The sequence below is a fragment of the Streptomyces lasiicapitis genome, assembly GCF_014646335.1.
Lineage (GTDB): Bacteria > Actinomycetota > Actinomycetes > Streptomycetales > Streptomycetaceae > Streptomyces > Streptomyces lasiicapitis.
In genome coordinates, this window is sequence record NZ_BMNG01000001.1 from 232,900 (window position 1) to 256,126 (window position 23,227).

Consider the following 23,227-nt stretch of genomic DNA (forward strand, 5'->3'; position numbering starts at 1 on the left):
TGCGTTAGCCCTTCACGGCGCCGTCGGTCAGGCCTGCCACGGCCCTGCGCTGGAGGAAGACGAAGAGGATCAGGATCGGGACGGCGAACAGCGAGGCCGCGGCCATCGTGGCGCCCCAGTCGTCGCCGAACGCGGTCTGGAAGCTGGAGAGCCACACCGGCAGGGTCTTGGCCTCCGCTTCCTTGTTGAGCACGAGAACCAGCGGGAACTCGTTCCAGGCGGTGATGAAGCCGAAGAGCGAGGTCGACATCAGGCCCGGCGCGAGCAGCGGCAGGATCACCCGGCGGAAGGCCTGCATGCGCGTGCAGCCGTCGACCATGGCGGACTCCTCCAGCTCCCTGGGCACCGCGGCGACGAAGCCGCGCAGCGTGAGGAGGGTGAAGGGCAGGATCATCACCATGTAGAAGAGCGTCAGCGGGATCAGGCTGTTCAGCATGTCCGCGTCGCGCACGATGATGTAGATCGCGATGACCATGACTTCCCACGGCGCCATCTGCGCCAGCATGAAGCCGATGATGAAGCCGCGCCGTCCCTTGAAGCGCATCCGGGCGAGGGCGAACGCCGAGGTCACGCCGATGATGAGGGAGAAGACGACCGCGAGGATCGTGACGGTGAGGGAGTTGCCGACCATGGTCCAGAAGTGGTCGACCTCCATCGCCGTCTTGAAGTGTTCGAGCGTGGCGTCGGTCGGGAACCAGACCGGGTCCTCGGCGATGATGTCGCCGGTCGGCTTGAAGGCCGTCGCGAACATCCAGTACACGGGGAAGACGCAGAAGATGAAGAGAACGACGGCGACCAGGTTGGGCCACAGACGGCCCATCAGCGAGCGCTTCACAGCTCGTCCTCCTCTTGCTTGAGCACGATCCGCAGGTAGAACGAGGTGATGGCCAGCAGGATGACGATGGTGAGCAGCGCGATCGCCGCACCCATGCCGAAGTGCTGGTTGCCCATGCCCTCGATGTAGGCGTAGACGGGAAGGATCTCGGTGAGCCGGTCGGGGCCGCCCTCGTTGATCGTGAAGACCTGCACGAACGCCTTGAAGACCCAGATGATCTCCAGGAACGTCGTGGCGTAGAGGAAGGGCCGCAGGTACGGCAGCGTCACCTGGGTGAACTGCTTCCAGGCCCCGGCGCCGTCGAGGGACGCGGCCTCGTACAGCTCCTTGGGAATGGTGGTCGTGGCGGCGTACAGGTTGATCGCCACGAAGGGGATGGACATCCAGACGATGAGCAGCAGGACCACGAAGAAGGTCGAGTACTGCGTGGCCAGCCAGTCGTGGTCGGCCATCGAGTCGAAGCCGACCTTGGCGAGCACCCAGTTGACGACGCCGAAGCGCTGCGCGAACAGCCACTGGTAGACCGTGCTCGCCGCGACGACGGGCATCGCCCAGGCGAGTACGAGGCCGACCAGGAGGAACGTACGCATCTTCCGGCCGAGGCGGGCCAGGAGCAGTCCGACCAGCGTGCCGAGAATCATGATCAGCACGACGTTGAGGGCGGTGAAGGCGACCGAGCGGCCGGTGACCCGCCAGAAGTCCTCGCTGGTGAGGACCTCCTTGTAGTTGTCGATTCCGTTCCACTCGGTCAAGTGCAGAATGAACTGCCGCATGTTGAGGTTCTGGAACGACAGGATCCCGTTGTTGACCAGCGGCCAGCCGAGCAGCAGCACGGTGACGATGATCGCGGGGGCAAGTAGCAGATAGGGCGTGAGGCCGGCGAGACGTCCTGGGGACCTGCGCGGGCCCTTTGGCCGTGGCCCGCCGTCCAGTGTCTGCACCTCCGTCGGGCCGGAGGGCGGCCGTTCGGTCTTCTGCACGGTCATGCTCGCCATCTCTTTCGTGGGCAACGCGAAACGCTGGGGGCAGCGCGGGGGCGCCGGGGGGCGCGAGGAACGCGTGGTCGCGCCGGGGCGACGCGGAGAACATGGGTACGCCGGGGGCAGCGGGGTCGGTTCACCCGCCGCCCCCGGCGGGGTCTGTGTTCTTGGAGTTCCTACTGCTTCTGCGCCAGGCGCTTGTTGAGCTCGCCCTCGACCTGCTCGGCGGCGTCGGCGGGCGACTTACCGTTGAGCACCGCGGTCATGTAGTTCTTGATCGGGTTCGGCGGGTTCTCGACCGCGCCCCACTCCGGGATCAGCGGGGTGGTGCCGCCGCCGGCCGTGGCGGGAGCGGCGGCCTCGGCGGCCGCGTTGCCCTTGAGGTTGGACTCCAGGGCCTTCTTGTTCGGGATCGTGCCGCCTTCCTTGGCGAACTGACCCTCGAACTTGTCGGACAGCGCGATCTTGAGGAACTCCTTGGCGAGCTCCTGCTTGTCGCTGGTCGCGGCGACGGCGAGGTTGGAGCCGCCGAGGAAGACGCCCTCGGGCTTGTCGGCGGTGGCGCCGGGAATCGTGAAGAAGCCGATGTCCTTCTCGATCTTCTTGTTGGCCTTGATCGCGGTCGCGGCCTCCCAGCTCATGCCGATGAAGGCGCCGGTCTTGCCCTTGGCGAAGATCTCGGCCTGCTGCGGGGTGGCCTCGTCCTTGTTCTTCGGCGCCTTGGAGAGGTCCGCGAACTGCTTGTACGTCTTCATGGCCGCGGTGACCTTGGGGTCGTCGAGGTTGGAGACGTACTTGTCGCCGTCCTTCTTGACCAGTTCGGCGCCCTCACCGATGGTCAGGCCGACGAAGTGGTACCAGTTCTGGCCGGGCAGGTAGATCGGCTCGGCGTCGGTCTTCTGGCCGATCTGCTTGAGGTTCTTGAGGAACTCGGCGCGGGTCTTCGGCAGCGTCTTGATGCCGGCGTCGGCCCAGACCTTCTTGTTGTAGACCACGACGCGGTTGAGGACGAACCACGGCGCGGCGTACTGCTTGCCGTCGATGACCGAGGCCTTGTTCATCGACTCGGTCCAGTCGGACCCGATGGACTCCTTGAGGTCACCGAGCTCGGCGAGGCCGCCGGTCTTGGCGTACGCGGCGGTCTGGGTGTTGCCGATCTCGAAGACGTCCGGCGGGTTCTCCTCGGAGAGGGCGGTCGTCAGCTTCTGCTGAATGCCGTTCCACTGCTGGACCTCGAACTTCAGCTTCGCGCCGGTCTTCTTCTCGAAGGCGGCCGTGACGTCCTTCTGCCACTGGTCCGGCGTCGAGCCGTCCATGGCCCAGAGCGTCAGCGTCTCGCCCTTGAAGCCGTCCGCCCCGGACTTCTTGTCGTCCTTGTCGTCGCCGCCACAGGCCGCGACCGAGACCAACATGCCCGCGACACCGATAGCCGCTATGAGCTTGCGCTTCACAGTCATCCTCCTTTGGATGCCAGCCAACCCCCCACCCGCAGCGACCAAGAGGACCGAAAGACTGCCCGTGGGACTGGACCTGGTCTTTAATGGTGTAGACCAGTACGGGGAGCTTGGCCTAGACCTTTATAGGTGTCAAGGGTGTATAAGAAGGGCAGTCACGTCCGTTATCGGACCGACACCTGAGGGGCTTCGGGCCCGTGTCGCACCCCGGAATCACCCCGGGACCGCGGCCTCGTGCGACCTTCGCGCGAGCAGGGGGAGCCCTCGCTCCCGGACCGTGCCACGATGTGAGCCGCGACAGACGGAGGACCCGGTGACCACAGCACAGGAGCCGGTGACAACAGCAGCACAGGAGCCGGGAAGGCGGAGCATGGGCACAGAGGCGGGCAGTACCCAAGCCGGGGCGGGCACGTCCGTGACGGGGTCCCCGAGCACGGCGGCCTCCGCGACGGCGGACGGCTCGGGCCCCGGCAAGTCGGTCCGCCCCGCGCGCGTCCCCAAGTACTACCGCCTGAAGCGGCACTTGCTCGACATGACCGAAACCCTGCCCCCGGGCACCCCGGTCCCGCCCGAGCGCACCCTCGCCGCCGAGTTCGACACCTCCCGCACGACGGTGCGCCAGGCCCTGCAGGAGCTGGTCGTCGAGGGCCGCCTGGAGCGGATCCAGGGCAAGGGCACCTTCGTGGCCAAGCCGAAGGTCTCCCAGGCCCTCCAACTCACCTCGTACACCGAGGACATGAAGGCCCAGGGCCTGGAGCCGACCTCCCAGCTCCTGGACATCGGCTACATCACCGCCGACGACACCCTCGCCGGCCTCCTCGACATCGCCACCGGCGGCCGCGTCCTGCGCATCGAGCGCCTGCGCCTTGCCAGCGGCGAGCCGATGGCCATCGAGACCACGCACCTGTCGGCCAAGCGCTTCCCGGCCCTCAGGCGCTCCCTCGTGAAGTACACCTCGCTCTACACCGCGCTCGCGGAGGTGTACGACGTCCACCTCGCGGAGGCCGAGGAGACCATCGAGACCTCGCTGGCCACCCCGCGCGAGGCCGGGCTGCTCGGCACCGACGTCGGCCTGCCCATGCTGATGCTGTCGCGGCACTCCCTGGACGGCACGGGCCAGCCGGTGGAGTGGGTGCGGTCGGTGTACCGGGGCGACCGGTACAAGTTCGTGGCACGACTCAAACGCCCCCAGGACTGAGCCGACAAGCCCTCAGGACTGAGCCGGCAAAGCGTTCGCCACCCCCTCGTACGGGCCCAGTCCCGTCCGCCCCGTAGCGCAGATCACTTTCCTGTCCTACCGTCCTCCCGTCACCGCAGATACGTGAACGGGAGGACGGCCCCGTGCGCACAGCGAACCCCAAGAGCATCGCCCTGTGGTCAGTCGTGGCCCTGGTGGGCGCCGCGGGCTGGACCGTACTCGCGCTCTCCCGGGACGAGGAGGTGTCCGCCGCCTGGATGGTGGCCGCCGCGCTCGGCTCGTACGCCATCGCCTACCGCTTCTACTCGAAGTTCATCGCGTACAAGGTCCTGAAGGTCGACAAGCGCCGGGCCACCCCCGCCGAGCGGCTCGACAACGGCATCGACTACCACCCGACCGACCGGCGCGTGCTGCTCGGCCACCACTTCGCGGCCATCGCGGGCGCCGGGCCGCTGGTCGGTCCTGTGCTCGCCGCCCAGATGGGCTATTTGCCGGGCACGATCTGGATCATCGCGGGAGTGATCTTCGCGGGGGCCGTGCAGGACATGGTGGTCCTGTTCTTCTCCACCCGCCGGGACGGCCGCTCGCTCGGGCAGATGGCGCGGGACGAGATCGGCCCGTTCGGCGGCGCCGCGGCGCTGTTCGCCGCCTTCGCCATCATGATCATCCTGCTCGGGGTGCTCGCCCTGGTGATCGTGAACGCGCTCGCCGAGTCGCCGTGGGGCACCTTCTCCATCGCGATGACGATCCCGATCGCACTGTTCATGGGCTTCTACTTGCGGATCCTGCGGCCGGGCCGGGTCAGCGAGGTCTCGCTCATCGGTGTCTCGCTGCTGCTGTTCGCGCTGATCGCGGGCCGCTGGGTGGCGGAGTCGTCATGGGCGGAGGCGTTCACGCTCGCGCCGTCGACGCTGGTGATCTGGCTGGTGGCGTACGGCTTCATCGCCTCGATCCTGCCGGTGTGGATGCTGCTCGCGCCGCGCGACTACCTGTCGACCTTCATGAAGATCGGCACCATCGTGCTGCTCGCGCTCGGCGTGATCATCACCCTGCCGACGCTGAAGATGGACCCGGTCACCGACTTCGCCTCGCGCGGCGACGGTCCCGTCTTCGCAGGCTCGCTCTTCCCCTTCGTCTTCATCACCATCGCGTGCGGCGCGCTCTCCGGCTTCCACGCGCTGATCTCCTCCGGTACGACGCCGAAGATGATCCAGAAGGAGACGCAGGTCCGGATGATCGGGTACGGCTCCATGCTGATGGAGTCGGCCGTGGCGATCATGGCCCTGGTGGCCGCGTCCATCATCGACCCGGGGCTCTACTTCGCGATGAACGCGCCCGCGGGCGTCGTCGGCGACACCGTCCAGGAGGCGTCGAAGGCCGTCGCGGGCTTCGGATACACCATCTCCCCCGAGGACTTGGCACAGGCCGCCAAGAACGTGGAGGAGAGTTCGCTGCTCTCCCGCACGGGCGGCGCGCCCACCCTCGCGATCGGCGTCTCGGAGATCTTCTCCAAGGTCACCGGCGGCTCGCTGAAGGCCTTCTGGTATCACTTCGCGATCATGTTCGAGGCGCTGTTCATCCTCACCGCGCTCGACGCGGGCACCCGCGTGGGCCGCTTCATGCTCCAGGACATGCTGGGCAACGTCTACAAGCCCTTCAAGAACATCAGCTGGAAGCCGGGCCTCGTCATCACCAGCGCCGTCGTGACCGGGCTTTGGGGCTACTTCCTCTGGGTCGGCGTGCACGAGCCGCTCGGCGGCATCAACCAGCTCTTCCCGATCTTCGGCATCGCCAACCAGCTCCTCGCTGCCGTCGCGCTCGCCGTCTGCACCACCCTCCTGGTGAAGTCCGGACGCCTCAAGTGGGCCTGGATCACCGGGATCCCGCTCGCCTGGGACGCCACGGTGACGCTCACCGCGAGCTGGCAGAAGGTGTTCTCCAGCGACCCGCGCGTCGGCTTCTTCAAGCAGCGCTCGATCTACCAGGACGCCATCGACGACGGCAAGGTCCTGCCGCCCGCCAAGTCGATGGACGACATGCACACCGTCGTCACCAACTCCACGGTGGACGGCATCCTTTCGGCCGCCCTCGCGCTCCTCATCGTGATCGTCATCGCCGACGCGATCCGCATCTGCGTCCGGCACGTCCGCGATCCGCTGTCGTCGAAGCTGAGCGAGGCGCCGTTCGTGGAGTCGAAGACGGTGGCGCCCGCCGGTCTCTTCGCGACCAAGGAGGAGAAGACGGAGCTGGCCGCGGCGTCGACCGCGCCCGCGGCTCCCGGGGACTCGTCATGACCGCGGCGCTGCGGCGCGCTGCACGCTGGATGCGTTGGTACGTAAGGGAGTTGACCGACGAGTCCGCGTACGAGCGGTACGTGGCACACGTACGCAAAGACCACCCGGCCGCCACCGTGCCGAGCCGCAGAGCCTTCGAGCGGATGCGGACGGACCGGCAGGAGTCGGACCCACGGCAGGGCTTCCGTTGCTGCTGAGCAGGCACAACTGCGCAGGCACACGCACACTTCCGGTACCCGTCCGTTATACGGACAGGGGTTCCGTACCGCGAGACCGGTCGCTTAGATTTCCCGAACGTTAAGAACGGGACAAGTGAGCGAACGGGAGCCGCGCCATGCCGGATGCGCCTGAAGTGCCTGATGCGCCTGAAGTGAGTCCACCGGTGGTCACGCCGGTCCGCGTGGTCATCGCCCTCTGTCTCGTGGCGCCCTTCGTGGCGATGCTCTGGGTGAGCTCCTACGCCAAGGTCGACCCGGCCTTCATCGGCATCCCGTTCTTCTACTGGTACCAGATGCTCTGGGTGCTCATATCGACCGTGCTCACGATGATCGCGTACAAGCTGTGGCAGCGTGACCAGCGCGGCCGCAAGGCCCGCGCGGACCTCCTCAAGGAAGGGGCGTCCCGGTGAACGACGGCGTCAACGGCGTCGCGCTCGCCGTCTTCATCTTCTTCTTCCTCGCGGTCACCGTCATGGGCTTCCTGGCGTCCCGCTGGCGCAGGGCCGAGAACGAGCAGAGCCTCGACGAATGGGGCCTGGGCGGCCGGTCGTTCGGCACCTGGGTGACCTGGTTCCTGCTCGGCGGCGACCTCTACACCGCCTACACCTTCGTGGCCGTCCCGGCGGCGATCTACGCGGCGGGCGCGGCCGGCTTCTTCGCGGTGCCGTACACGATCCTCGTCTACCCGCTGATCTTCACGTTCCTGCCCCGCCTGTGGTCCGTCTCGCACAAGCACGGGTACGTCACCACCTCGGACTTCGTCCGGGGCCGCTTCGGCTCCAAGGGCCTGTCGCTCGCGGTGGCCGTCACCGGCATCCTCGCGACCATGCCGTACATCGCGCTCCAACTGGTCGGCATCCAGGCCGTCCTGGACGTGATGGGCGTCGGCGGCGGCGAGGACACCAACTGGTTCATCAAGGACCTGCCGCTGCTCATCGCCTTCGGTGTGCTCGCCGCGTACACGTACTCGTCCGGACTGCGGGCCCCCGCGCTGATCGCATTCGTGAAGGACACCCTGATCTACATCGTGATCGCGGTGGCCATCATCTACATCCCGATCAAGCTCGGCGGCTTCGACGAGATCTTCCGGGCGGCCAACGAGAAGTTCTCCGCGACGAACGAGGCCACCGGGAAACCGGTCGGCGCGCTCGTGCCCGGCGACGCGGGGACCTGGACGTACGCGACCCTGGCGCTCGGCTCCGCGCTCGCGCTGTTCATGTATCCGCACTCGATCACCGCGACGCTGTCCTCGCGCAGCCGCGACGTGATCCGCCGCAACACCACCATCCTGCCGCTGTACTCGCTGATGCTCGGCCTGCTCGCGCTGCTCGGCTTCATGGCGATCGCGGCCGGGGTCAAGGTCGAGAACGGGCAGTTGGCGATCCCGCAGCTCTTCGAGGACATGTTCCCGGACTGGTTCACGGGTGTCGCGTTCGCGGCGATCGGCATCGGCGCGCTCGTGCCTGCGGCCATCATGTCCATCGCGGCCGCGAATCTCTTCACCCGCAACATCTACAAGGACTTCATCAAACCGGACGCGACCCCGGCACAGGAGACCAAGGTCTCCAAGCTGGTCTCGCTCCTTGTGAAGGTCGGCGCGCTCGCCTTCGTGCTCACCATGGACAAAACGGTCGCCATCAACTTCCAGCTCCTGGGCGGCATCTGGATCCTGCAGACCATGCCCGCGCTTGTCGGCGGCCTGTTCACGCGCTGGTTCCACCGCTGGGCGCTGCTCGCGGGCTGGGCGGTCGGCATGGTCTACGGCACGGTCGCCGCGTACGGAGTCGCCTCGCCGTCGCAGAAGCACTTCGGCGGCTCGTCCGAGGAGATCCCGGGCATCGGTGAGATCGGCTACATCGGCCTGACGGCCTTCGTCCTGAACGTCGTCGTGACCGTCGTCCTCACCTTCGCCCTGAAGGCCTTCAACGCCCCCGAGGGCATCGACGAGACCTCCCCGGAGGACTACACCGCCGACGCCGGAGACAAGGGCGTGGCGGCCGAACTGCCGAAGGTGGGCGCGGGCTCGGGCCACTGAGCCAGTACTCTTTTCCCACACCCACTTCAGGGGATCCCCGTACGTGACACGGGCCGCCGACGCGATCGGCGGCCCGTTCGTCGTGCGCGCCCCGGGCCGTGCCTCAGGGTGGCGCGCAACACACCCGACACAACATGTGGGCCTGCCTCGCGTCACCGAACACAAGATGTATGCTCGTGCTCGCTGTCGCCGCAGGGGAATCCGGTGCAAGTCCGGAACTGTCCCGCAACGGTGTACTGGTACGGATTTGGGCGTTCGCGCCACACGATGTGCCGGTGAGTCCGACGACCTGCCGACGGCGTACCCGGATCGTCCGGTCCGGGTGCCGAGACGTCCGGGCCTCGAGGAATGGGTTGGTGGACGCGGAGTCGCCCCTGCGCGGGCGCAGCCGCGCCGTGCCGCTCTCCCAAGGCCCAGAGCCGAGCGAGGGAGAGCACCACGTGACCATCGCGCCCGCCGAACCCGCGTCAGCGCAGGCCCAGCAGAAGCCGGCGCAGGCCGGCCAGCAGACTGAGCCCCAGCAGGCCGCGCCGACCACCGACGGTCCAGGCACCGCGCTGCTGCGCACCCTGACCGACCTCACCGTCGACCTCCCCGACGCCGACCCCGGCCGGGTCGCCGCCGCCGCGCTGCGCGGCCGCTCGGCGAAGGCCGACGAGGCTGAGCTGCGGGAGCTCGCGACGGAGGCGGCCGCCGGACTCATCTCCGAGGACCCTGCCTACTCCCGGCTCGCCGCCCGGCTCCTGACCATCGGCATTCGTGAGGAAGCCGCCTCACAGGGCGTCACGTCGTTCTCCGACTCGGTCGCCGTGGGCCACCGCGAGGGCCTGATCGCGGACCGCACCGCCGAGTTCACCACCCTGCACGCGGAGCGCCTCGACTCTCTCGTGGAGGACGCGCTCGCCGACGGCGCCGACCGCCGCTTCGGCTACTTCGGCCTTCGTACGCTGCACAGCCGCTACCTGCTGCGCCACCCGATCACCCGCAAGGTCGTCGAGACGCCGCAGCACTTCATGCTGCGCGTGGCCGCCGGTCTCGCCGAGGACGACTCGGTGCGGGCGCTCGACGAGGTCGCCGCGCTCTACCGTCTGATGAGCCGTCTGGACTACCTGCCGTCCTCGCCGACGCTCTTCAACTCCGGTACCCGGCACCCGCAGATGTCGTCCTGCTACCTCCTGGACTCGCCGCTCGACGAGCTGGACTCCATCTACGACCGGTACCACCAGGTCGCCCGGCTCTCCAAGCACGCCGGCGGCATCGGGCTCTCGTACTCCCGCATCCGCTCGCGCGGCTCGCTGATCCGCGGCACCAACGGGCACTCCAACGGCATCGTGCCGTTCCTGAAGACGCTCGACGCCTCCGTCGCCGCCGTGAACCAGGGCGGCCGCCGCAAGGGCGCCGCCGCGGTCTACCTGGAGACGTGGCACTCCGACATCGAGGAGTTCCTGGAGCTGCGGGACAACACCGGCGAGGACGCCCGGCGTACCCACAACCTGAACCTGGCGCACTGGATCCCGGACGAGTTCATGCGCCGCGTCGCCGCCGACCAGCCGTGGTCGCTGTTCTCCCCGGCCGACGTGCCCGAGCTCGTCGACCTGTGGGGCGAGCAGTTCGACGCCGCGTACAAGAAGGCGGAGGCGGCCGGTCTCGCGCAGAAGACCATCCCCGCCCGTGACCTGTACGGCCGCATGATGCGCACCCTCGCGCAGACCGGCAACGGCTGGATGACCTTCAAGGACACCGCCAACCGCACGGCCAACCAGACGGCCGAGCCCGGCCACACCGTCCACTCCTCCAACCTCTGCACGGAGATCCTGGAGGTCACGGACGACGGCGAGACGGCCGTCTGCAACCTGGGTTCGGTGAACCTCGGCGCGTTCGTGGACACCGCGGCGGGCGACATCGACTGGGAGCGGCTCGACGCCACCGTGCGCACGGCCGTCACCTTCCTCGACCGCGTGGTGGACATCAACTTCTACCCGACCGAGCAGGCCGGGTGCTCCAACGCCAAGTGGCGGCCCGTGGGCCTGGGCGCGATGGGCCTGCAGGACGTCTTCTTCCAACTGAAGCTGCCCTTCGACTCGCCCGAGGCGCGCGCGCTTTCCACGCGCATCGCCGAGCGCGTCATGCTCGCCGCGTACGAGGCGTCCGCCGACCTCGCCGAGCGCAACGGCCCGCTCCCCGCCTGGGAGAAGACCCGCACCGCGCGCGGCGTCCTGCACCCCGACCACTACGGCGTCGAGCTGACCTGGCCCGAGCGGTGGGCGGCGCTGCGGGAACGTATCGCCGTCACCGGCATGCGCAACTCGCTGCTCCTCGCCATCGCGCCGACCGCCACCATCGCGTCCATCGCGGGCGTGTACGAGTGCATCGAGCCGCAGGTCTCCAACCTCTTCAAGCGCGAGACGCTGTCCGGCGAGTTCCTCCAGGTCAACTCCTACCTGGTGGACGAGCTGAAGCGGCTCGGCGTGTGGGACGCGCAGACCCGTGAGGCGCTGCGTGAGTCCAACGGCTCGGTGCAGGGCTTCACCTGGGTGCCCGCGGACGTGCGCGAGCTGTACCGCACGGCCTGGGAGATCCCGCAGCGCGGGCTCATCGACATGGCCGCCGACCGCACGCCGTTCCTGGACCAGGCGCAGTCCCTGAACCTGTTCCTGGAGACGCCGACCATCGGCAAGCTCTCCTCGATGTACGCCTACGCCTGGCAGCGCGGCCTGAAGACCACGTACTACCTGCGTTCGCGCCCGGCGACGCGCATCGCCCGCGCGGCGGGTGGTTCGGCCGCCGCCGCTGCCCCGGCCCCCGTCCCCCAGCAGGTGAGCGACCCGGACGCGATCGCCTGCTCCCTGGAAAACCCCGAGTCCTGCGAGGCATGCCAGTAATCATGAGTGACAAGAACCTGCTCGACCCGGGCTTCGAACTGACCCTGCGGCCCATGCGCTACCCGGACTTCTACGAGCGCTACCGCGACGCGATCAAGAACACCTGGACCGTGGAAGAGGTCGACCTCCACTCGGACGTCGCCGACCTCGCCAAGCTCACGCCCGGTGAGCAGCACATGATCGGCCGCCTGGTCGCGTTCTTCGCGACCGGCGACTCGATCGTCTCCAACAACCTGGTGCTTACGCTCTACAAGCACATCAACTCCCCCGAGGCGCGGCTCTACTTGAGCCGTCAGCTCTTCGAGGAGGCCGTGCACGTCCAGTTCTACTTGACGCTGCTCGACACCTACCTCCCCGACCCGGACGACCGCGCGGCCGCGTTCGACGCGGTCGAGGAGATCCCCTCCATCCGCGAGAAGGCGCAGTTCTGCTTCAAGTGGATCAACGAGGTCGAGAAGCTCGACCGGCTGGAGACGAAGGCCGACCGCCGTCGTTTCCTGCTCAACCTGATCTGCTTCGCGGCGTGCATCGAGGGGCTGTTCTTCTACGGCGCCTTCGCGTACGTCTACTGGTTCCGCAGCCGCGGCCTGCTGCACGGCCTGGCCACCGGCACCAACTGGGTGTTCCGCGACGAGACCATGCACATGAACTTCGCGTTCGAGGTCGTGGACACCGTCCGCAAGGAGGAGCCGGACCTCTTCGACGACGAGCTTCAGCAGCAGGTCACGGACATGCTGAGGGAGGCCGTCGACGCGGAGCTGCAGTTCGGACGCGACCTGTGCGGCGACGGTCTGCCGGGCATGAACACCGAGTCGATGCGCCAGTACCTGGAGTGCGTCGCCGACCAGCGGCTCGTGCGCCTGGGCTTCCCCGCGCTGTACGGCTCCGAGAACCCCTTCTCGTTCATGGAGCTGCAGGGCGTTCAGGAGCTGACCAACTTCTTCGAGCGGCGCCCGTCGGCGTACCAGGTCGCCGTGGAGGGCTCGGTCTCCTTCGACGACGAGTTCTGAGCCGCGAGGGTCCGGCCCGGCTCCGGGCCGGACCCCGGCTCGGGGCCCGGCCCGCGCTCGGCGTCGCGCAGCTGGCGGTCGATCCGCCGGTCGTGCGCGTGGCCGATCAGTGACGGCAGGGCCATGAGCAGGAAGACTCCGAGGACGGCCAGCGTGTTGAGTGCGTCGTGTGCGTTCATGACATCCACTCTCGCGCCGGCCGTCCTTCGCCGTGAGTGGCAGAACTGTCGCACACCCTCGATTTCCTGCCAGGGACGCGGCACACTGGCTCCATGCTGACCAACGTGGCCGCCGTCGTGCTCGACGGCGTGCATCCCTTCGAACTCGGCGTCGTCTCCGAGGTGTTCGGCCTCGACCGCAGCGACGAGGGGCTGCCGGTGTACGACTTCGCCGTCGCCTCCGCCGAGGGTCCGGTGCTCTCCACCCACGCCGGGTACACGATCACCACCGCGCACGGCCTCGACCGGCTCGAAGAGGCCGACCTCATCACCGTCCCTGCGGGCGACTCCTACGTCACCCGGGACTTCCCGCCCGACCTGCTCGACGCCCTGCGCCGCGCCACCGACCGCGGCACCCGGGTGCTCAGCGTCTGCACCGGCGCCTTCGTGCTCGCCGCGGCCGGGCTGCTCGACGGGCGGCGGTGCGCCGTGCACTGGCGGCACGCCGAGGAGCTGATGCGACGCTATCCGCGCGCGATCGTCGAGCCGGATGTGCTGTACGTCGACGAGGACCCGGTCATCACCTCCGCGGGCACCGCCGCGGGCATCGACGCCGCCCTGCACCTGGTCCGCAGGGAGAACGGCATGGAGGTCGCCAACGCCATCGCGCGCCGGATGATCGTCCCGCCGCACCGCGACGGCGGCCAGGCCCAGTACATCGAGCGGCCGCTGCCGCGCACCCGGTGCGACACCGTGGGCGAGGTCCTCGCGTGGATGGAGCGCCATCTCGACCAGGAGCAGGCCGTCGACCGGCTCGCCGCCCGCGCCCACATGTCGCCCCGCACCTTCGCCCGCCGCTTCCAGCAGGAGACGGGCACCACGCCCTACCGCTGGCTGCTGCGCCAACGCCTGCTGCGCGCGCAGGAGTTGCTCGAGACGACGGACGAGACGGTGGACGCGGTCGCGGGCCTCGCCGGTTTCGGCAACGCGGCCGCGCTGCGCCATCAGTTCGTCCGCGCGCTCGGGACCACGCCGAACGCGTATCGGCGTACGTTCCGTGGGCCCGGGGCCGACTCGGCCGCCTGAACGGGGGCGGGAGCCGGCACCGGGCGCGCGGTCAGCGCCGCTCGGCCCGCAGCACCAGCTTCTTGGGGTGCAGCGTGATGCCGACCTTGGTGCCCGTGTCGGTCCGCTCGGACCGGGAAAGGCGCCACTTCGGCAGGACGGTGGCCAGGATGAGGGTGAGCTCGGCCAGACTGAAGTGATCGCCGGGGCACTTACGGTTGCCGACGCTGAACGGCATCATCGCGAACTCCGGTACGCTCGCGGCGCGTTCCGGATTCCACCGGTCCGGGTCGAACTCCAGATGCCGCTCGAACGAACGCGGATCGCGTTGCATCGCGTACACGCTGTAGACGATGTCCGCGTCGGCCGGAATGCGATAGCCGCCCAGACCGGTCTCGGCCACCGAGCGGCGCGTGAAAATCCACGCGGCCGGCCGTATACGCATCGCCTCCGTGACGACATTGCGTGTGTGCGGCAGCCGCCCGAGATCGGCGAAGGCGACCGGGCGTCCCCCCGTCACGGACATTACCTCTTCAACCAACCGCCTTTCCTGGTCGGGGTGTTCGGTGAGCAGATGGAACGTCCAAGCCAGCGTGGACGCGACATTCTCCGCTCCCGCCACCACCAGCGAGACGACGTGGTCGTGGATCTCCTGATCCGTCAGCGGCTGCCCCGATTCGTCGCGGGCGCCGAGCAATACGGCAAGGAGGTCCTGTTCCGAGCCGTTACCGAGGGCGCGGCGTTCGGCGATGATCTCGTCGACGAGCGCGTGCAGATCGGCAAGCGCGCGTGCGAAGCGCCGGTTGGCGGGCGTCGGCACCCGGTAGAGCGGGCCGACGGAGAGGACCATACGGCGGTAGAGGCCTTCGAAGACGGTGTGCAGCGAATCGCTGATGCGGTCCGCCTTCTCACCGATCGACTCGACTTCCAGGAGCGAGCGGGACACGATCCGCACCGCGGTGCGGAACATCTCCGCGCTGACGTCCACCGTGCTGCCGTGGTCCCAGCGGGCCGCCGTCGCCTGTGCCTCCTCCTCCATCACTCTGGCGTAGTCGGCGATGCGCTCGGGCCTGAAGGCGGGCTGCATCATGCGGCGCTGGCGCCGGTGCAGCGGGCCGTTGCTGGTCGCGACGCCCTTGCCGAGCAGGACACCCAGGGTGTCCCAGAGCGGCCCGCCGACGATGTAGTCGGTGCTCTTCAGCATCTCGCCGACCAGTTTCGGATCGCACACCGCGTACGCGGTCTTGGGTCCGAGCCTGATCCTGACGAGATCGCCGTGGTCACGCAGGGCGGCCAGGAATCCTAGAGGATCACGCACGAGGTTCCACGCGTGGCCGAGAAGTGGTGCTCCGCCCTGGACGACGGGCGGAATGCGGAGCCGTTCGGGAGCGGCGGTCGCGGGTATCGCGGACGCGGCGGATTCAACGGTCATTCTTCACCACCAGAGGGATTGTTTTCTGCCAGTTCGATTTCGGAGAATTCGGGGGCCGCCGCGTCGGAGACGTACGGCGGGAGGGTCCGGTCGATCCAACTGTCGACGCGATACCTGCCGGATTCGTGATGGAACCAGTACACGGAACTGAACCAGTTCCGCATATTGAAGACGCACGATTGCAGCGCGGCGCTCACTTTCCTTCCCTCCGCGCTTCCGTCGTCCAATCCGTCGGCAAGCCGGAGGACTTCCGGCTCCACTGCGAGAAAGTCGCCGACGCAGTCACCGACCCGCCGGTGGACTTCCGCGACCGCCTGTTCCAGCGAAAGTCCCTCGTGCTGGATGAGGGATATCCCGAGGTTGTGCACCTCGTCCCCCGCGAGCTCCTTCGGAAGCGAGCAGAGGTCGTTGTACCAGGCGGAGAAATCCTGCGTCGCGAGCGCCGCGGCGCGATAGGCCGGGTGTTTCCGCACGGCGTCCGGCAATTCGCAGCGCGCGGTGGGTTCGAGCAGATCGATCCAGACCCAGTGCGCGAAGGTGAGCCGGCGCAGTTCCACGTACGCCTCGACGCCAGGGACGGTCCCGGTGCGCCGGTTGCCGAACTCGTGGTCGTACGCGTCGATCACCGGGTGGAAGTGCCGGGCGAAGCGCGCGTTCCAGCGCGGCCCGAGGTGCGAAGAGAGCCTGACGACACAGTCCGCGAAGCCCGCGACCAGTGGGTCCGGGTGGCCCAGGTGCTGTCGCGGGTGCTTCAGGGTCGCGTGCAGGCCCTGGCACAGCCGCCGCCACTGTGCCGTCCTGCCGTGCACCGCGTCGCGGTCGTGCCGGTCGTCCCAGCCGAAGAACCAGGAGCTCAAGTCGGCGATGGCGTCGAGCAGTTCGTCGGGGGCGCCGATGTAGTACCCGGCGACCAGGTCGGTGTAGCAAAGGCTGTCGGCATATGCCGCGACCTTGTCGGGGGGCATGAGCCGCTTTTCCAGGAGCCATGCCCGCGAGTTCTCCTGAAGCTTTGGCCAATACGGATGCAGATGCCGGGGAAACTCCGACTCCACCACCGGAAGGGCCAGTGCGGGCGGTACGGATACCACTCGTGTTCGAACGGCCGGACGCATCGGCCCTGCGGGCTTCCGGCGTTGCCGCGGGACGCGTTCCGCCGCATATGCCGGTAGCCCTGTCGGTACCGCTGCCGTCCGGTCCGACTGCGAAGTGCTGTGTGAGGAAGCAGGCACGAACAAACCCCTCTCGACCGCTTGAGGACCCACGCCCCTCCCGCCGTGCCGGGCGCGCGCCGTTGCGTATCCCCGCGCTTTCCATTCAGCACCACAACTGACCGTTCAGGGAACAGATTTGCGCCATTCACTACCCCAGCATGCCGAGAACATCCCCTTACGTGACCGAATATGGATCACCGGCGGCCGATCGTGGGCTAGTCCTGTCTGGTTCTGAGCGGGTACGCCAACGGCCCCTGGTCAGTGGGGTGTTCCCCGACCAGGGGCCGCTGCTGTCACGCGCTTCCCGCGCGCCTCATTCGTGGCGCAGATCAGTCATTCGGCACCACGGGGTAGCGCGGTGTGCCTTCTTCCATCTGCCGCAGCGCGTCCTTGCGCTCCCGCTTGGAGAGGCGGTCGATGTACAGGTACCCGTACAGGTGGTCCGTCTCGTGCTGGAGGCAGCGGGCGAAGTAGCCGTTGCCGCGCACCTTGATGGGGTTGCCCTGCTCGTCCTGGCCGGTGACGACCGCGTAGTCGGGGCGGGCCAGCGGGGCGTAGGCGGTGGGCACGGAAAGGCAGCCCTCGCCCGAGTCGTCGAGGCTGCGCCGGTCGGCGGGCAGCTCCTGGAGCACGGGGTTGCACACCACGCCCACGTGCCGGACGCCCTCGTCGTCCATGCAGTCGTAGACGAAGACCTTCAGGTCGACGCCGACCTGGTTGGCGGCCACGCCCACGCCCTGCGCGACGCGCTGGGTGGCGAACATGTCGTCGACGAGCTTCGCCAGCTCGTCGTCGAAGGCGGTGACGTCCTTGCACTCCTTGTGCAGGACCGGGTTGCCGACGACCGTGATCGGCCGGGACGTGCCGCGCTCGCGGTAGGCCGTCTCGCGCTCCTCGGCGTCCTCCGTGTCGATGACGAAGCCCTCGTCGTCGACCGGGAGCACTCCACCCGTGTAACTCTGCTCAGTGTCCTGCGCCATGTCCGCCGTATGCCTTCTTCCTGGGAACCGCTGCCTGTGGTGCCCGTACAGGGTACGGCGTCCACACTCGCCGGACGGGCGTCCCTCACCCCGCCGACCGCCGGCTCAAGGGCCTCAGCAGACTTCCTCGAGGTCCCGCCAATCGCGGGAGTCCGGGCTGTCGGCGACCCATCCGTCGAGGAGCCCCCGTACAAGCCCCGCAGGCGCGGCGATCCCGCACTCGCGCTCGGGCACCCACAGCGCCCCCGGGCTCCGGTGCCCCAGCGGCCCGGGATGACCCGGCTCACTGTGGTCGTGGGGGTCCAGATGCTCCCCGTCCCCCTCGTCGCTCGGCATCCGCGACTCCGAGCACATCCGGCACAGCAGCCGCACGGACGACGACCAGTCCTCGGCGGCGAACCCGGCGTCGGCGGCGAGCCGCTCCAGGGCGTCCCGGTCCTCCTCGGTGGCGGCCTCCAGGAGCACCACCCAGGTGGGCACCGGCGAGGGCGCCCACAGCTCGATCTCGTCGAAGACGGGGTACGCGTGCCCGGCGGCCGTGGTCCGCTCGCCGTGCGGCACCCCGTCGTGCAGGACGACCTCGCCCCAGCGCCGCCCGGAGGACGGCAGCGGGATGGAGAGGACCTCTATCCGCGCCGGATCGAGCCGACGCCCCCACACGACCTCCGCCTCGCCCTCCGGCGAGAGCCGCACGGCCGCGCTGCCCAGCTCCATGCCCATCGGCTCACCGGTGGCGGCGACGCCGCCGGGCACCTTCAGGCCGTACGCCTGCCAGGCGCGGCGGGCCAGCGGCCAGTCCTGGAGGGCGGTCGCCGCGATGCCGACGTTCCACCAGTCCGGCGCGCCCGCGGAGCGGTCGAGCAGCGCGACGGCCCTGAGGCCCGCGGCCCGCGCCTGCTCCCAGTCGTGCCGGAACTTGTGCAGGAGGGCGAGGTTGAACCAGGACTCGGACAGCCAGGGTTCGAGATCGGCGGCGCGTGTCAGGAGCGCGCCCGCGTCCTCGTAGCGGCCGTCGCCGATGAGCGTGAACGCCCGGTCGGTGGCCTGCCGCCAGGAGGCGGAGGGCCGGTGCCGTCCCTTGCCGAAGATCCTCACGATTCCCGCCTGCCAGCTCTTGTCGGGGTTTCCCCGCTGCCCTGCTGCCGCGCTTTCGCGCTTCCTTCGCATCCAACCACGGACCGTCGGACGGCCGCTCATTACCCATGGGTTACCCAGGTGAGGGCAGGGTCAGACGGCCTTGTGCGCACGCCCCGCAGCCATCACCCGCGCTCCCCCGCGGGACCCTTGCGAACGGCCTCGGAGGAGCCCGTGGCGGGGCCCTCGGAAGGACCCTTGTACGGGCTTTTGTACGAGCCCTCGACCGGCCCCTCGTACAGGCCCTCGACCGGACCCTCGGACGGGCTCCCGTACGGGCCCTCGGCGGGACCGGTGGCCGGGCCCCCGGAGGGACCCCCGGCACCCCGCCGTTCCCCGGGCCTCCCCCTGCCCCGCGCGAGCACCCGCGCGAGTGCCTCCACGACCTCCGGCTGGTAGTCGCGGCCGGTGGCCAGGCGCAGCCGCTCCAGGGCGGTGAGGGGCCCTTGTGGTCCTTGTTCCCTCGCCATCTCGTCGTACGCGTTGGCGACGCGCACGATGCGTGCGGTGAGCGGCTGGTCGCGGTACGGATCGGCCTGGCGCTCCACGACCACCGCGACGTCCGCGGCGACGCCTGTCTGGCGTACGACGGCGCCGCCGAGCAGGGCGATGCGGCGCTGCTCGGCCTCCGGCAGGGCGGCGGTGGCGCCCGCGGGGACGGGGTCGACGAGGGAGAGCTGGCCGATGTCGTGCATCAGGGCGGCGCACTCCAGGACGCCCAGGTCGGGCCCGGAGAGGCCGAGGTCGCGGCCGACGGCGCGGCTGAGGTCGGCGACGCGGCGGGCGTGGCCCGCGGGGGTGTAGCCGGCGATCTCGGTGGCGCGGGCGAGGGAGGCGATGGTCTGGCGGTAGGTGGTGCGTACGGCCGCGTACCGGCGGAAGGCCAGTTGGGTGAGGAGCAGCGGGAGGCTGAAGACGGGCAGCGCCCACAGCCCGGCCACGGCGACGCCGAGCGCCATCACCGCCCCCGTCGCGCACACGGCCGACCCGATGCCGGACATGCCCCGCAGCTCCTCCCGCAGCAACGGCCCGAACGGCCACCCCAACCGGGCGTGCGCCATGGCGGCGGCGAGCACGGCGTCGCACAGCGCGGTGAGCGCGAGGAGCGTCACGATGACGACGGCGTACCCGGGCCCGTGCCCGGCCAGGGCCGCCAACTGGCCGGAGTTGTACAGGGGTTGGAAGCACAGCGCGGCGAAGCCGACGGCGAGCACCCGGCGGGCCAGGTGGTCGGGGGAGGGGCCGCGGCCCACCGCCACGTGCGGCACGGCCCCGACCAGGCCCGCCGCGACGACGACGGCGACGACCTGGAGGACGCCGTGGTGCGTGGGCTGCTCGCCGCACTCGCCGAGCAGGGCGTACGCGAGGGCGCCCGCGGAGCCGAGCGGCGCGGGCTCCCGCTGCCCCCCGCTCCCCCACCGCGCCAGCTCCCCCACGGCTATGAGCACCCCGAAGGCCAACGCGATCCCGGGCTCCTCGGCCCCACGCCACAGGGTCGCCCCGAGCGCCCCGGCGGCGAGAAGGGCGGCGGCGACACGGACGAGGACCGGCACGGCGGCAGAGGCGGACGAGGGCTTACCGGAGCGCGGGCTCACCGCCGGGCGGGGCGGTACGTCGGGGGGAGATCGGCCAGGGCTTGGGGGGCGTGGTCCGGCACGGCCCCGGGAACCTCGTGGCCCACGGCCGCGGGCAAGCCCTCAGGCGCCACCTCCGCCCCGCCGTCCCCAGCCGTGACCTCCGAGTCCCACCCGTAACGGTCGAGCGCCCGCACCAGCGCCCCCACCATCGCCGCGTCGAACTGCGCCCCGGCGCACCGTTCCAGTTCGGCCAGGGCGGCCGGGACGGGGCGGGCGCGGCGGTAGGAGCGGGTGGACGTCATCGCGTCGAAGGCGTCGGCGACGGCCACCACCCGTGCGGATTCCGGGATGTGAGTGCCCGTCAGACCGTAGGGGTATCCGCTGCCGTCGATGCGTTCGTGATGATGCAGGATCGCCGCGCGCGCCTCGCCGAGGAAGCCGATGCCGCGGACCATCTCGTGTCCGTACTCGGGGTGCAGCTCGATCACCCGGCGCTCCTGGGCGGTCAGCGGGCCGTCCTTGCGCAACAGCCGCGTGGGGACGCCGAGTTTGCCGACGTCGTGCAGGATCCCGGCGAAGCGCAGCACTTCCACGCGCTCGTCGTCCATGCCGAGTTCGCGCGCGATCAGCACGGAGGCGCGGCCGACCCGCTCGCTGTGCCCGCGGGTGTAGCGGTCCTTGAGGTCGACGGCCTGCACGAGCGCGCGGATGGTGGCCTGATGGGCGGACCGCTCGCGGTGGTACTGCTCGAACACCCAGCAGGAGACGCCCATCGGGAGCAGCACGAGGAGCGCGGCGGGCGGCCCGTAGGGGCTGGACCAGAGCACCGCCATCATCAGCCCGGCGAGCCCGTGCACGGCGACGGGCGCGAGCGACCGGGGCAGCAGCCCGCGCCAGGCCATCCGCGCGGGCACCCGCTCCGCCGTCACGAGGATCCCGCCGTCGAGCACGCTCAGCACCCCGGCGAACGCGAGCACGGCGGCCGCGGCGGGCAGCAGGACGTACGGAAAATCGGGCGCCGAGGCCGCGACGGGCCCGCCGAGCGCGGCGTACGCGTGCCCGGAGGCCCAGGCGGCAAGGGCGAGCTGTGCCGCGCGCCAGATGCGGCGCAGCCCGCGCGGCTGCCGCTCCACGCGGGCGCACAGCGCCCCGGGGACGGCGACGAGCGCGGCCGCGGCGGGCGGCAGCAGGAAGATCCCGGCGAGCAGCACGGGGAAGAAGGTGCGGGCGGCGACATCGCGGCGCACGGCATGCTCGCCACCGGCGTACAGGGCGGCGAGCAGCGCGAGGACGGACCAGCGGGTGTCGGTGCGGAGCGCGGGTGCGACGCAGGCGGCGCCGCCGAGGGCGACGCACAGGACGTACCCCCGGGCCCGCGCGGGCACCGAGCGCCAAGAAGAAATCGCCACCACCTCCCCGATTCAGGTCCGGAGACTAGAACGGGGGTCGGGCATGCCACGGCTCGCAGCCGCGAATTAGCACCTTCGAGTGAGAAACGGCGAAAGAAAGAAGAGAAACGAACGACTGCCGAACGAATCCGGCCGGACGGGTCAGGCCCCGGTCGGCCGGGTCCACCGGCTCAGCAGGCCCAGGGGCCCGGTCAGGCCTCCGTGGCCCGCGCGGCCGTGCCGTCCACCGGCGCCGCCGTCAGGTCGTGGTCGGGCACAGCCTGACCTGAGCGGATCAGGTCGATCCGGCCCATGACCTTGGCGCGCAGGTCACCGGGCACGTCGTCCTGGCCGCAGCAGCGCTTGACCAGCTTCTTGACCGCCTGCTCGAGGCCGTACTTCTCCAGGCAGGGAGAGCACTCCTCGAAATGTGTCTGGAACTTGGTGCAGTCACTGTCCGGCATCTCGTTGTCCAGGAACTCATAGAGATGGTCCAGGACTTCACTGCAATCAGTCTCGTGCGGCTCTCCGCAACTCATGAGCCCGAGCCTTTCGCTTCGTTCGTCGACTCTCCGGCACCGGCCGGGACCAGGCCGCGGTCGCGCGCGTAGTCCTCGAGCATGCCGCGGAGTTGGCGGCGGCCGCGGTGAAGACGGGACATCACCGTACCGATGGGTGTACCCATGATGTCCGCGATCTCCTTGTACGCAAAGCCCTCGACGTCCGCGAGATAGACGGCGATGCGGAATTCCTCGGGGATCGCCTGGAGCGCGTTCTTCACGTCCGAGTCGGGCAGGTGGTCGAGCGCCTGCGACTCGGCGGAGCGCAGACCCGTCGACATGTGCGACTCGGCGCGCGCGAGCTGCCAGTCCTCGATCTCCTCGGCGGCGCTGCGCTGGGGCTCGCGCTGCTTCTTGCGGTACGAGTTGATGAACGTGTTCGTGAGGATGCGGTAGAGCCACGCCTTGAGGTTGGTGCCCTCGCGGAACTGGTGGAACGACGCGTACGCCTTCGCGTAGGTCTCCTGCACCAGGTCCTCCGCGTCGGCCGGATTGCGCGTCATGCGCAGCGCCGCCGAGTACATCTGGTCGAGGAACGTCAGCGCGTCCCGCTCGAAGCGGGCCGTGCGCTGTGCGGCGGTCTCCTCGGATCCCTCCGGCTGCCCGGACTGCTCGGACTGGCCGTGCTCGGTCCCTGCGTCGGTCCCAGCGACCGGACCCACCTCCTCCGACAACGACGTGGTGGAATCGATGCCGACCCCACTCGAATCGGAGGATAGACGACGACCCGCACCGCGCGCCGCCCGAATAGGCGCGGCCTTGGGCGCGCTCAGCACGCTCCACTCCAGGTCAGAGGCGCTGGAGCGGTTCGGGCAG

The 23,227-nt window shown here is 69.5% G+C and carries 20 protein-coding genes and 1 riboswitch; of the genes, 8 read left to right on the plus strand and 12 right to left on the minus strand.

Annotated features, from left to right (window positions below):
* Positions 1–4: 4 nt before the first annotated feature.
* The 3 genes from IEY91_RS01065 to IEY91_RS01075 form a co-directional block, all read right to left on the minus strand.
* Positions 5–835 carry a carbohydrate ABC transporter permease gene (locus IEY91_RS01065; protein WP_164320815.1) on the minus strand — a complete coding sequence of 277 codons (831 nt, stop codon included), beginning with the start codon at positions 833–835 and terminating at the stop codon, positions 5–7.
* Positions 832–1,821 (minus strand): carbohydrate ABC transporter permease, encoded by a 990-nt coding sequence (locus tag IEY91_RS01070; RefSeq protein ID WP_189172476.1) that lies wholly within the window; start codon positions 1,819–1,821, stop codon positions 832–834. Before IEY91_RS01070 ends, IEY91_RS01065 begins: the two co-directional genes overlap by 4 nt.
* Positions 1,822–1,991: 170 nt before the next feature.
* Positions 1,992–3,266, minus strand: a complete 1,275-nt coding sequence (locus tag IEY91_RS01075; RefSeq protein WP_189172477.1) for an extracellular solute-binding protein — start codon at positions 3,264–3,266, stop codon at positions 1,992–1,994.
* 373 nt (positions 3,267–3,639) lie between these two features.
* On the opposite strand from IEY91_RS01075, the gene IEY91_RS01080 reads away from it, so the two are divergent.
* The 7 genes from IEY91_RS01080 to IEY91_RS01110 all read left to right on the plus strand — a co-directional run bounded on the left by IEY91_RS01080 (position 3,640) and on the right by IEY91_RS01110 (position 12,906).
* The gene (locus IEY91_RS01080; RefSeq protein WP_164320821.1) at positions 3,640–4,467 is read left to right on the plus strand and encodes a GntR family transcriptional regulator; all 828 of its coding nucleotides are present in this window, start codon (positions 3,640–3,642) and stop codon (positions 4,465–4,467) included.
* 143 nt (positions 4,468–4,610) lie between these two features.
* Positions 4,611–6,761: a carbon starvation CstA family protein gene (locus tag IEY91_RS01085; protein ID WP_189172478.1), complete on the plus strand. Its 2,151-nt coding sequence runs from the start codon at positions 4,611–4,613 to the stop codon at positions 6,759–6,761.
* Positions 6,758–6,958, plus strand: coding sequence for a CstA-like transporter-associated (seleno)protein (locus tag IEY91_RS01090; RefSeq protein WP_164320826.1), 201 nt, complete (start codon positions 6,758–6,760; stop codon positions 6,956–6,958). Before IEY91_RS01085 ends, IEY91_RS01090 begins: the two co-directional genes overlap by 4 nt.
* Positions 6,959–7,095: 137 nt before the next feature.
* Positions 7,096–7,389 carry a DUF3311 domain-containing protein gene (locus IEY91_RS01095; protein ID WP_164320828.1) on the plus strand — a complete coding sequence of 98 codons (294 nt, stop codon included), beginning with the start codon at positions 7,096–7,098 and terminating at the stop codon, positions 7,387–7,389.
* Entirely contained in the window at positions 7,386–9,014 is a 1,629-nt protein-coding gene (mctP, locus tag IEY91_RS01100; RefSeq protein ID WP_189172479.1) for a monocarboxylate uptake permease MctP, read from the plus strand. The genes IEY91_RS01095 and mctP overlap by 4 nt, the downstream gene beginning before the upstream one ends.
* 170 nt (positions 9,015–9,184) lie before the next feature.
* A riboswitch (cobalamin riboswitch) is annotated at positions 9,185–9,325 on the plus strand.
* A 129-nt stretch (positions 9,326–9,454) separates the two neighbouring features.
* Positions 9,455–11,896 carry a ribonucleoside-diphosphate reductase subunit alpha gene (locus IEY91_RS01105; protein WP_189172480.1) on the plus strand — a complete coding sequence of 814 codons (2,442 nt, stop codon included), beginning with the start codon at positions 9,455–9,457 and terminating at the stop codon, positions 11,894–11,896.
* Positions 11,897–11,898: 2 nt separating this feature from the next.
* A complete protein-coding gene (locus IEY91_RS01110; protein ID WP_164320834.1) occupies positions 11,899–12,906 on the plus strand; it encodes a ribonucleotide-diphosphate reductase subunit beta in 1,008 nt (335 codons plus the stop codon).
* Here the strand turns inward: IEY91_RS01110 and IEY91_RS01115 are convergent.
* On the minus strand, positions 12,819–13,085 hold the full coding sequence (locus tag IEY91_RS01115; RefSeq protein WP_189172481.1) for a hypothetical protein: 267 nt from the start codon (positions 13,083–13,085) through the stop codon (positions 12,819–12,821). The genes IEY91_RS01110 and IEY91_RS01115 overlap by 88 nt on opposite strands.
* 93 nt (positions 13,086–13,178) lie before the next feature.
* On the opposite strand from IEY91_RS01115, the gene IEY91_RS01120 reads away from it, so the two are divergent.
* Positions 13,179–14,150 (plus strand): helix-turn-helix domain-containing protein, encoded by a 972-nt coding sequence (locus tag IEY91_RS01120; protein WP_164320838.1) that lies wholly within the window; start codon positions 13,179–13,181, stop codon positions 14,148–14,150.
* A 31-nt stretch (positions 14,151–14,181) separates the two neighbouring features.
* Here IEY91_RS01120 and IEY91_RS01125 read toward each other — a convergent pair whose 3' ends face one another.
* The 8 genes from IEY91_RS01125 to IEY91_RS01160 all read right to left on the minus strand — a co-directional run bounded on the left by IEY91_RS01125 (position 14,182) and on the right by IEY91_RS01160 (position 23,073).
* Positions 14,182–15,561 (minus strand): bifunctional albaflavenone monooxygenase/terpene synthase, encoded by a 1,380-nt coding sequence (locus IEY91_RS01125; protein ID WP_189172482.1) that lies wholly within the window; start codon positions 15,559–15,561, stop codon positions 14,182–14,184.
* Positions 15,558–16,673, minus strand: coding sequence for a terpene synthase family protein (locus IEY91_RS01130; protein WP_189172483.1), 1,116 nt, complete (start codon positions 16,671–16,673; stop codon positions 15,558–15,560). Before IEY91_RS01130 ends, IEY91_RS01125 begins: the two co-directional genes overlap by 4 nt.
* A 428-nt stretch (positions 16,674–17,101) precedes the next feature.
* The gene (def, locus tag IEY91_RS01135) at positions 17,102–17,752 is read right to left on the minus strand and encodes a peptide deformylase (RefSeq protein WP_164320844.1); all 651 of its coding nucleotides are present in this window, start codon (positions 17,750–17,752) and stop codon (positions 17,102–17,104) included.
* A 114-nt stretch (positions 17,753–17,866) separates the two neighbouring features.
* A complete protein-coding gene (locus IEY91_RS01140; RefSeq protein ID WP_164320846.1) occupies positions 17,867–18,847 on the minus strand; it encodes a tetratricopeptide repeat protein in 981 nt (326 codons plus the stop codon).
* 164 nt (positions 18,848–19,011) lie between these two features.
* Positions 19,012–20,439 carry an HD-GYP domain-containing protein gene (locus IEY91_RS01145; RefSeq protein ID WP_229696613.1) on the minus strand — a complete coding sequence of 476 codons (1,428 nt, stop codon included), beginning with the start codon at positions 20,437–20,439 and terminating at the stop codon, positions 19,012–19,014.
* A gap of 38 nt (positions 20,440–20,477) precedes the next feature.
* Positions 20,478–21,872, minus strand: coding sequence for an HD-GYP domain-containing protein (locus tag IEY91_RS01150; RefSeq protein ID WP_373287863.1), 1,395 nt, complete (start codon positions 21,870–21,872; stop codon positions 20,478–20,480).
* Between the two features lie 191 nt (positions 21,873–22,063).
* A complete protein-coding gene (gene rsrA, locus IEY91_RS01155) occupies positions 22,064–22,390 on the minus strand; it encodes a mycothiol system anti-sigma-R factor (RefSeq protein WP_164320848.1) in 327 nt (108 codons plus the stop codon).
* Positions 22,387–23,073, minus strand: a complete 687-nt coding sequence (locus IEY91_RS01160; protein ID WP_189172484.1) for a sigma-70 family RNA polymerase sigma factor — start codon at positions 23,071–23,073, stop codon at positions 22,387–22,389. Before IEY91_RS01160 ends, rsrA begins: the two co-directional genes overlap by 4 nt.
* Between the last annotated feature and the right edge of the window lie 154 nt (positions 23,074–23,227).

What these genes read in the sequence shown, in the direction of transcription:
- IEY91_RS01090 (WP_164320826.1), top strand. Translation starts at nt 6,758, where the DNA reads ATGACCGCGGCGCTGCGGCGCGCTGCACGCTGGATGCGTTGGTACGTA.
- IEY91_RS01070 (WP_189172476.1), bottom strand. Translation starts at nt 1,821, where the DNA reads ATGACCGTGCAGAAGACCGAACGGCCGCCCTCCGGCCCGACGGAGGTG.
- IEY91_RS01080 (WP_164320821.1), top strand. Translation starts at nt 3,640, where the DNA reads ATGGGCACAGAGGCGGGCAGTACCCAAGCCGGGGCGGGCACGTCCGTG.
- rsrA (WP_164320848.1), bottom strand. Translation starts at nt 22,390, where the DNA reads ATGAGTTGCGGAGAGCCGCACGAGACTGATTGCAGTGAAGTCCTGGAC.
- def (WP_164320844.1), bottom strand. Translation starts at nt 17,752, where the DNA reads ATGGCGCAGGACACTGAGCAGAGTTACACGGGTGGAGTGCTCCCGGTC.
- IEY91_RS01125 (WP_189172482.1), bottom strand. Translation starts at nt 15,561, where the DNA reads ATGACCGTTGAATCCGCCGCGTCCGCGATACCCGCGACCGCCGCTCCC.
- IEY91_RS01110 (WP_164320834.1), top strand. Translation starts at nt 11,899, where the DNA reads ATGAGTGACAAGAACCTGCTCGACCCGGGCTTCGAACTGACCCTGCGG.
- IEY91_RS01130 (WP_189172483.1), bottom strand. Translation starts at nt 16,673, where the DNA reads ATGCGTCCGGCCGTTCGAACACGAGTGGTATCCGTACCGCCCGCACTG.
- IEY91_RS01115 (WP_189172481.1), bottom strand. Translation starts at nt 13,085, where the DNA reads ATGAACGCACACGACGCACTCAACACGCTGGCCGTCCTCGGAGTCTTC.
- IEY91_RS01095 (WP_164320828.1), top strand. Translation starts at nt 7,096, where the DNA reads ATGCCGGATGCGCCTGAAGTGCCTGATGCGCCTGAAGTGAGTCCACCG.
- IEY91_RS01120 (WP_164320838.1), top strand. Translation starts at nt 13,179, where the DNA reads ATGCTGACCAACGTGGCCGCCGTCGTGCTCGACGGCGTGCATCCCTTC.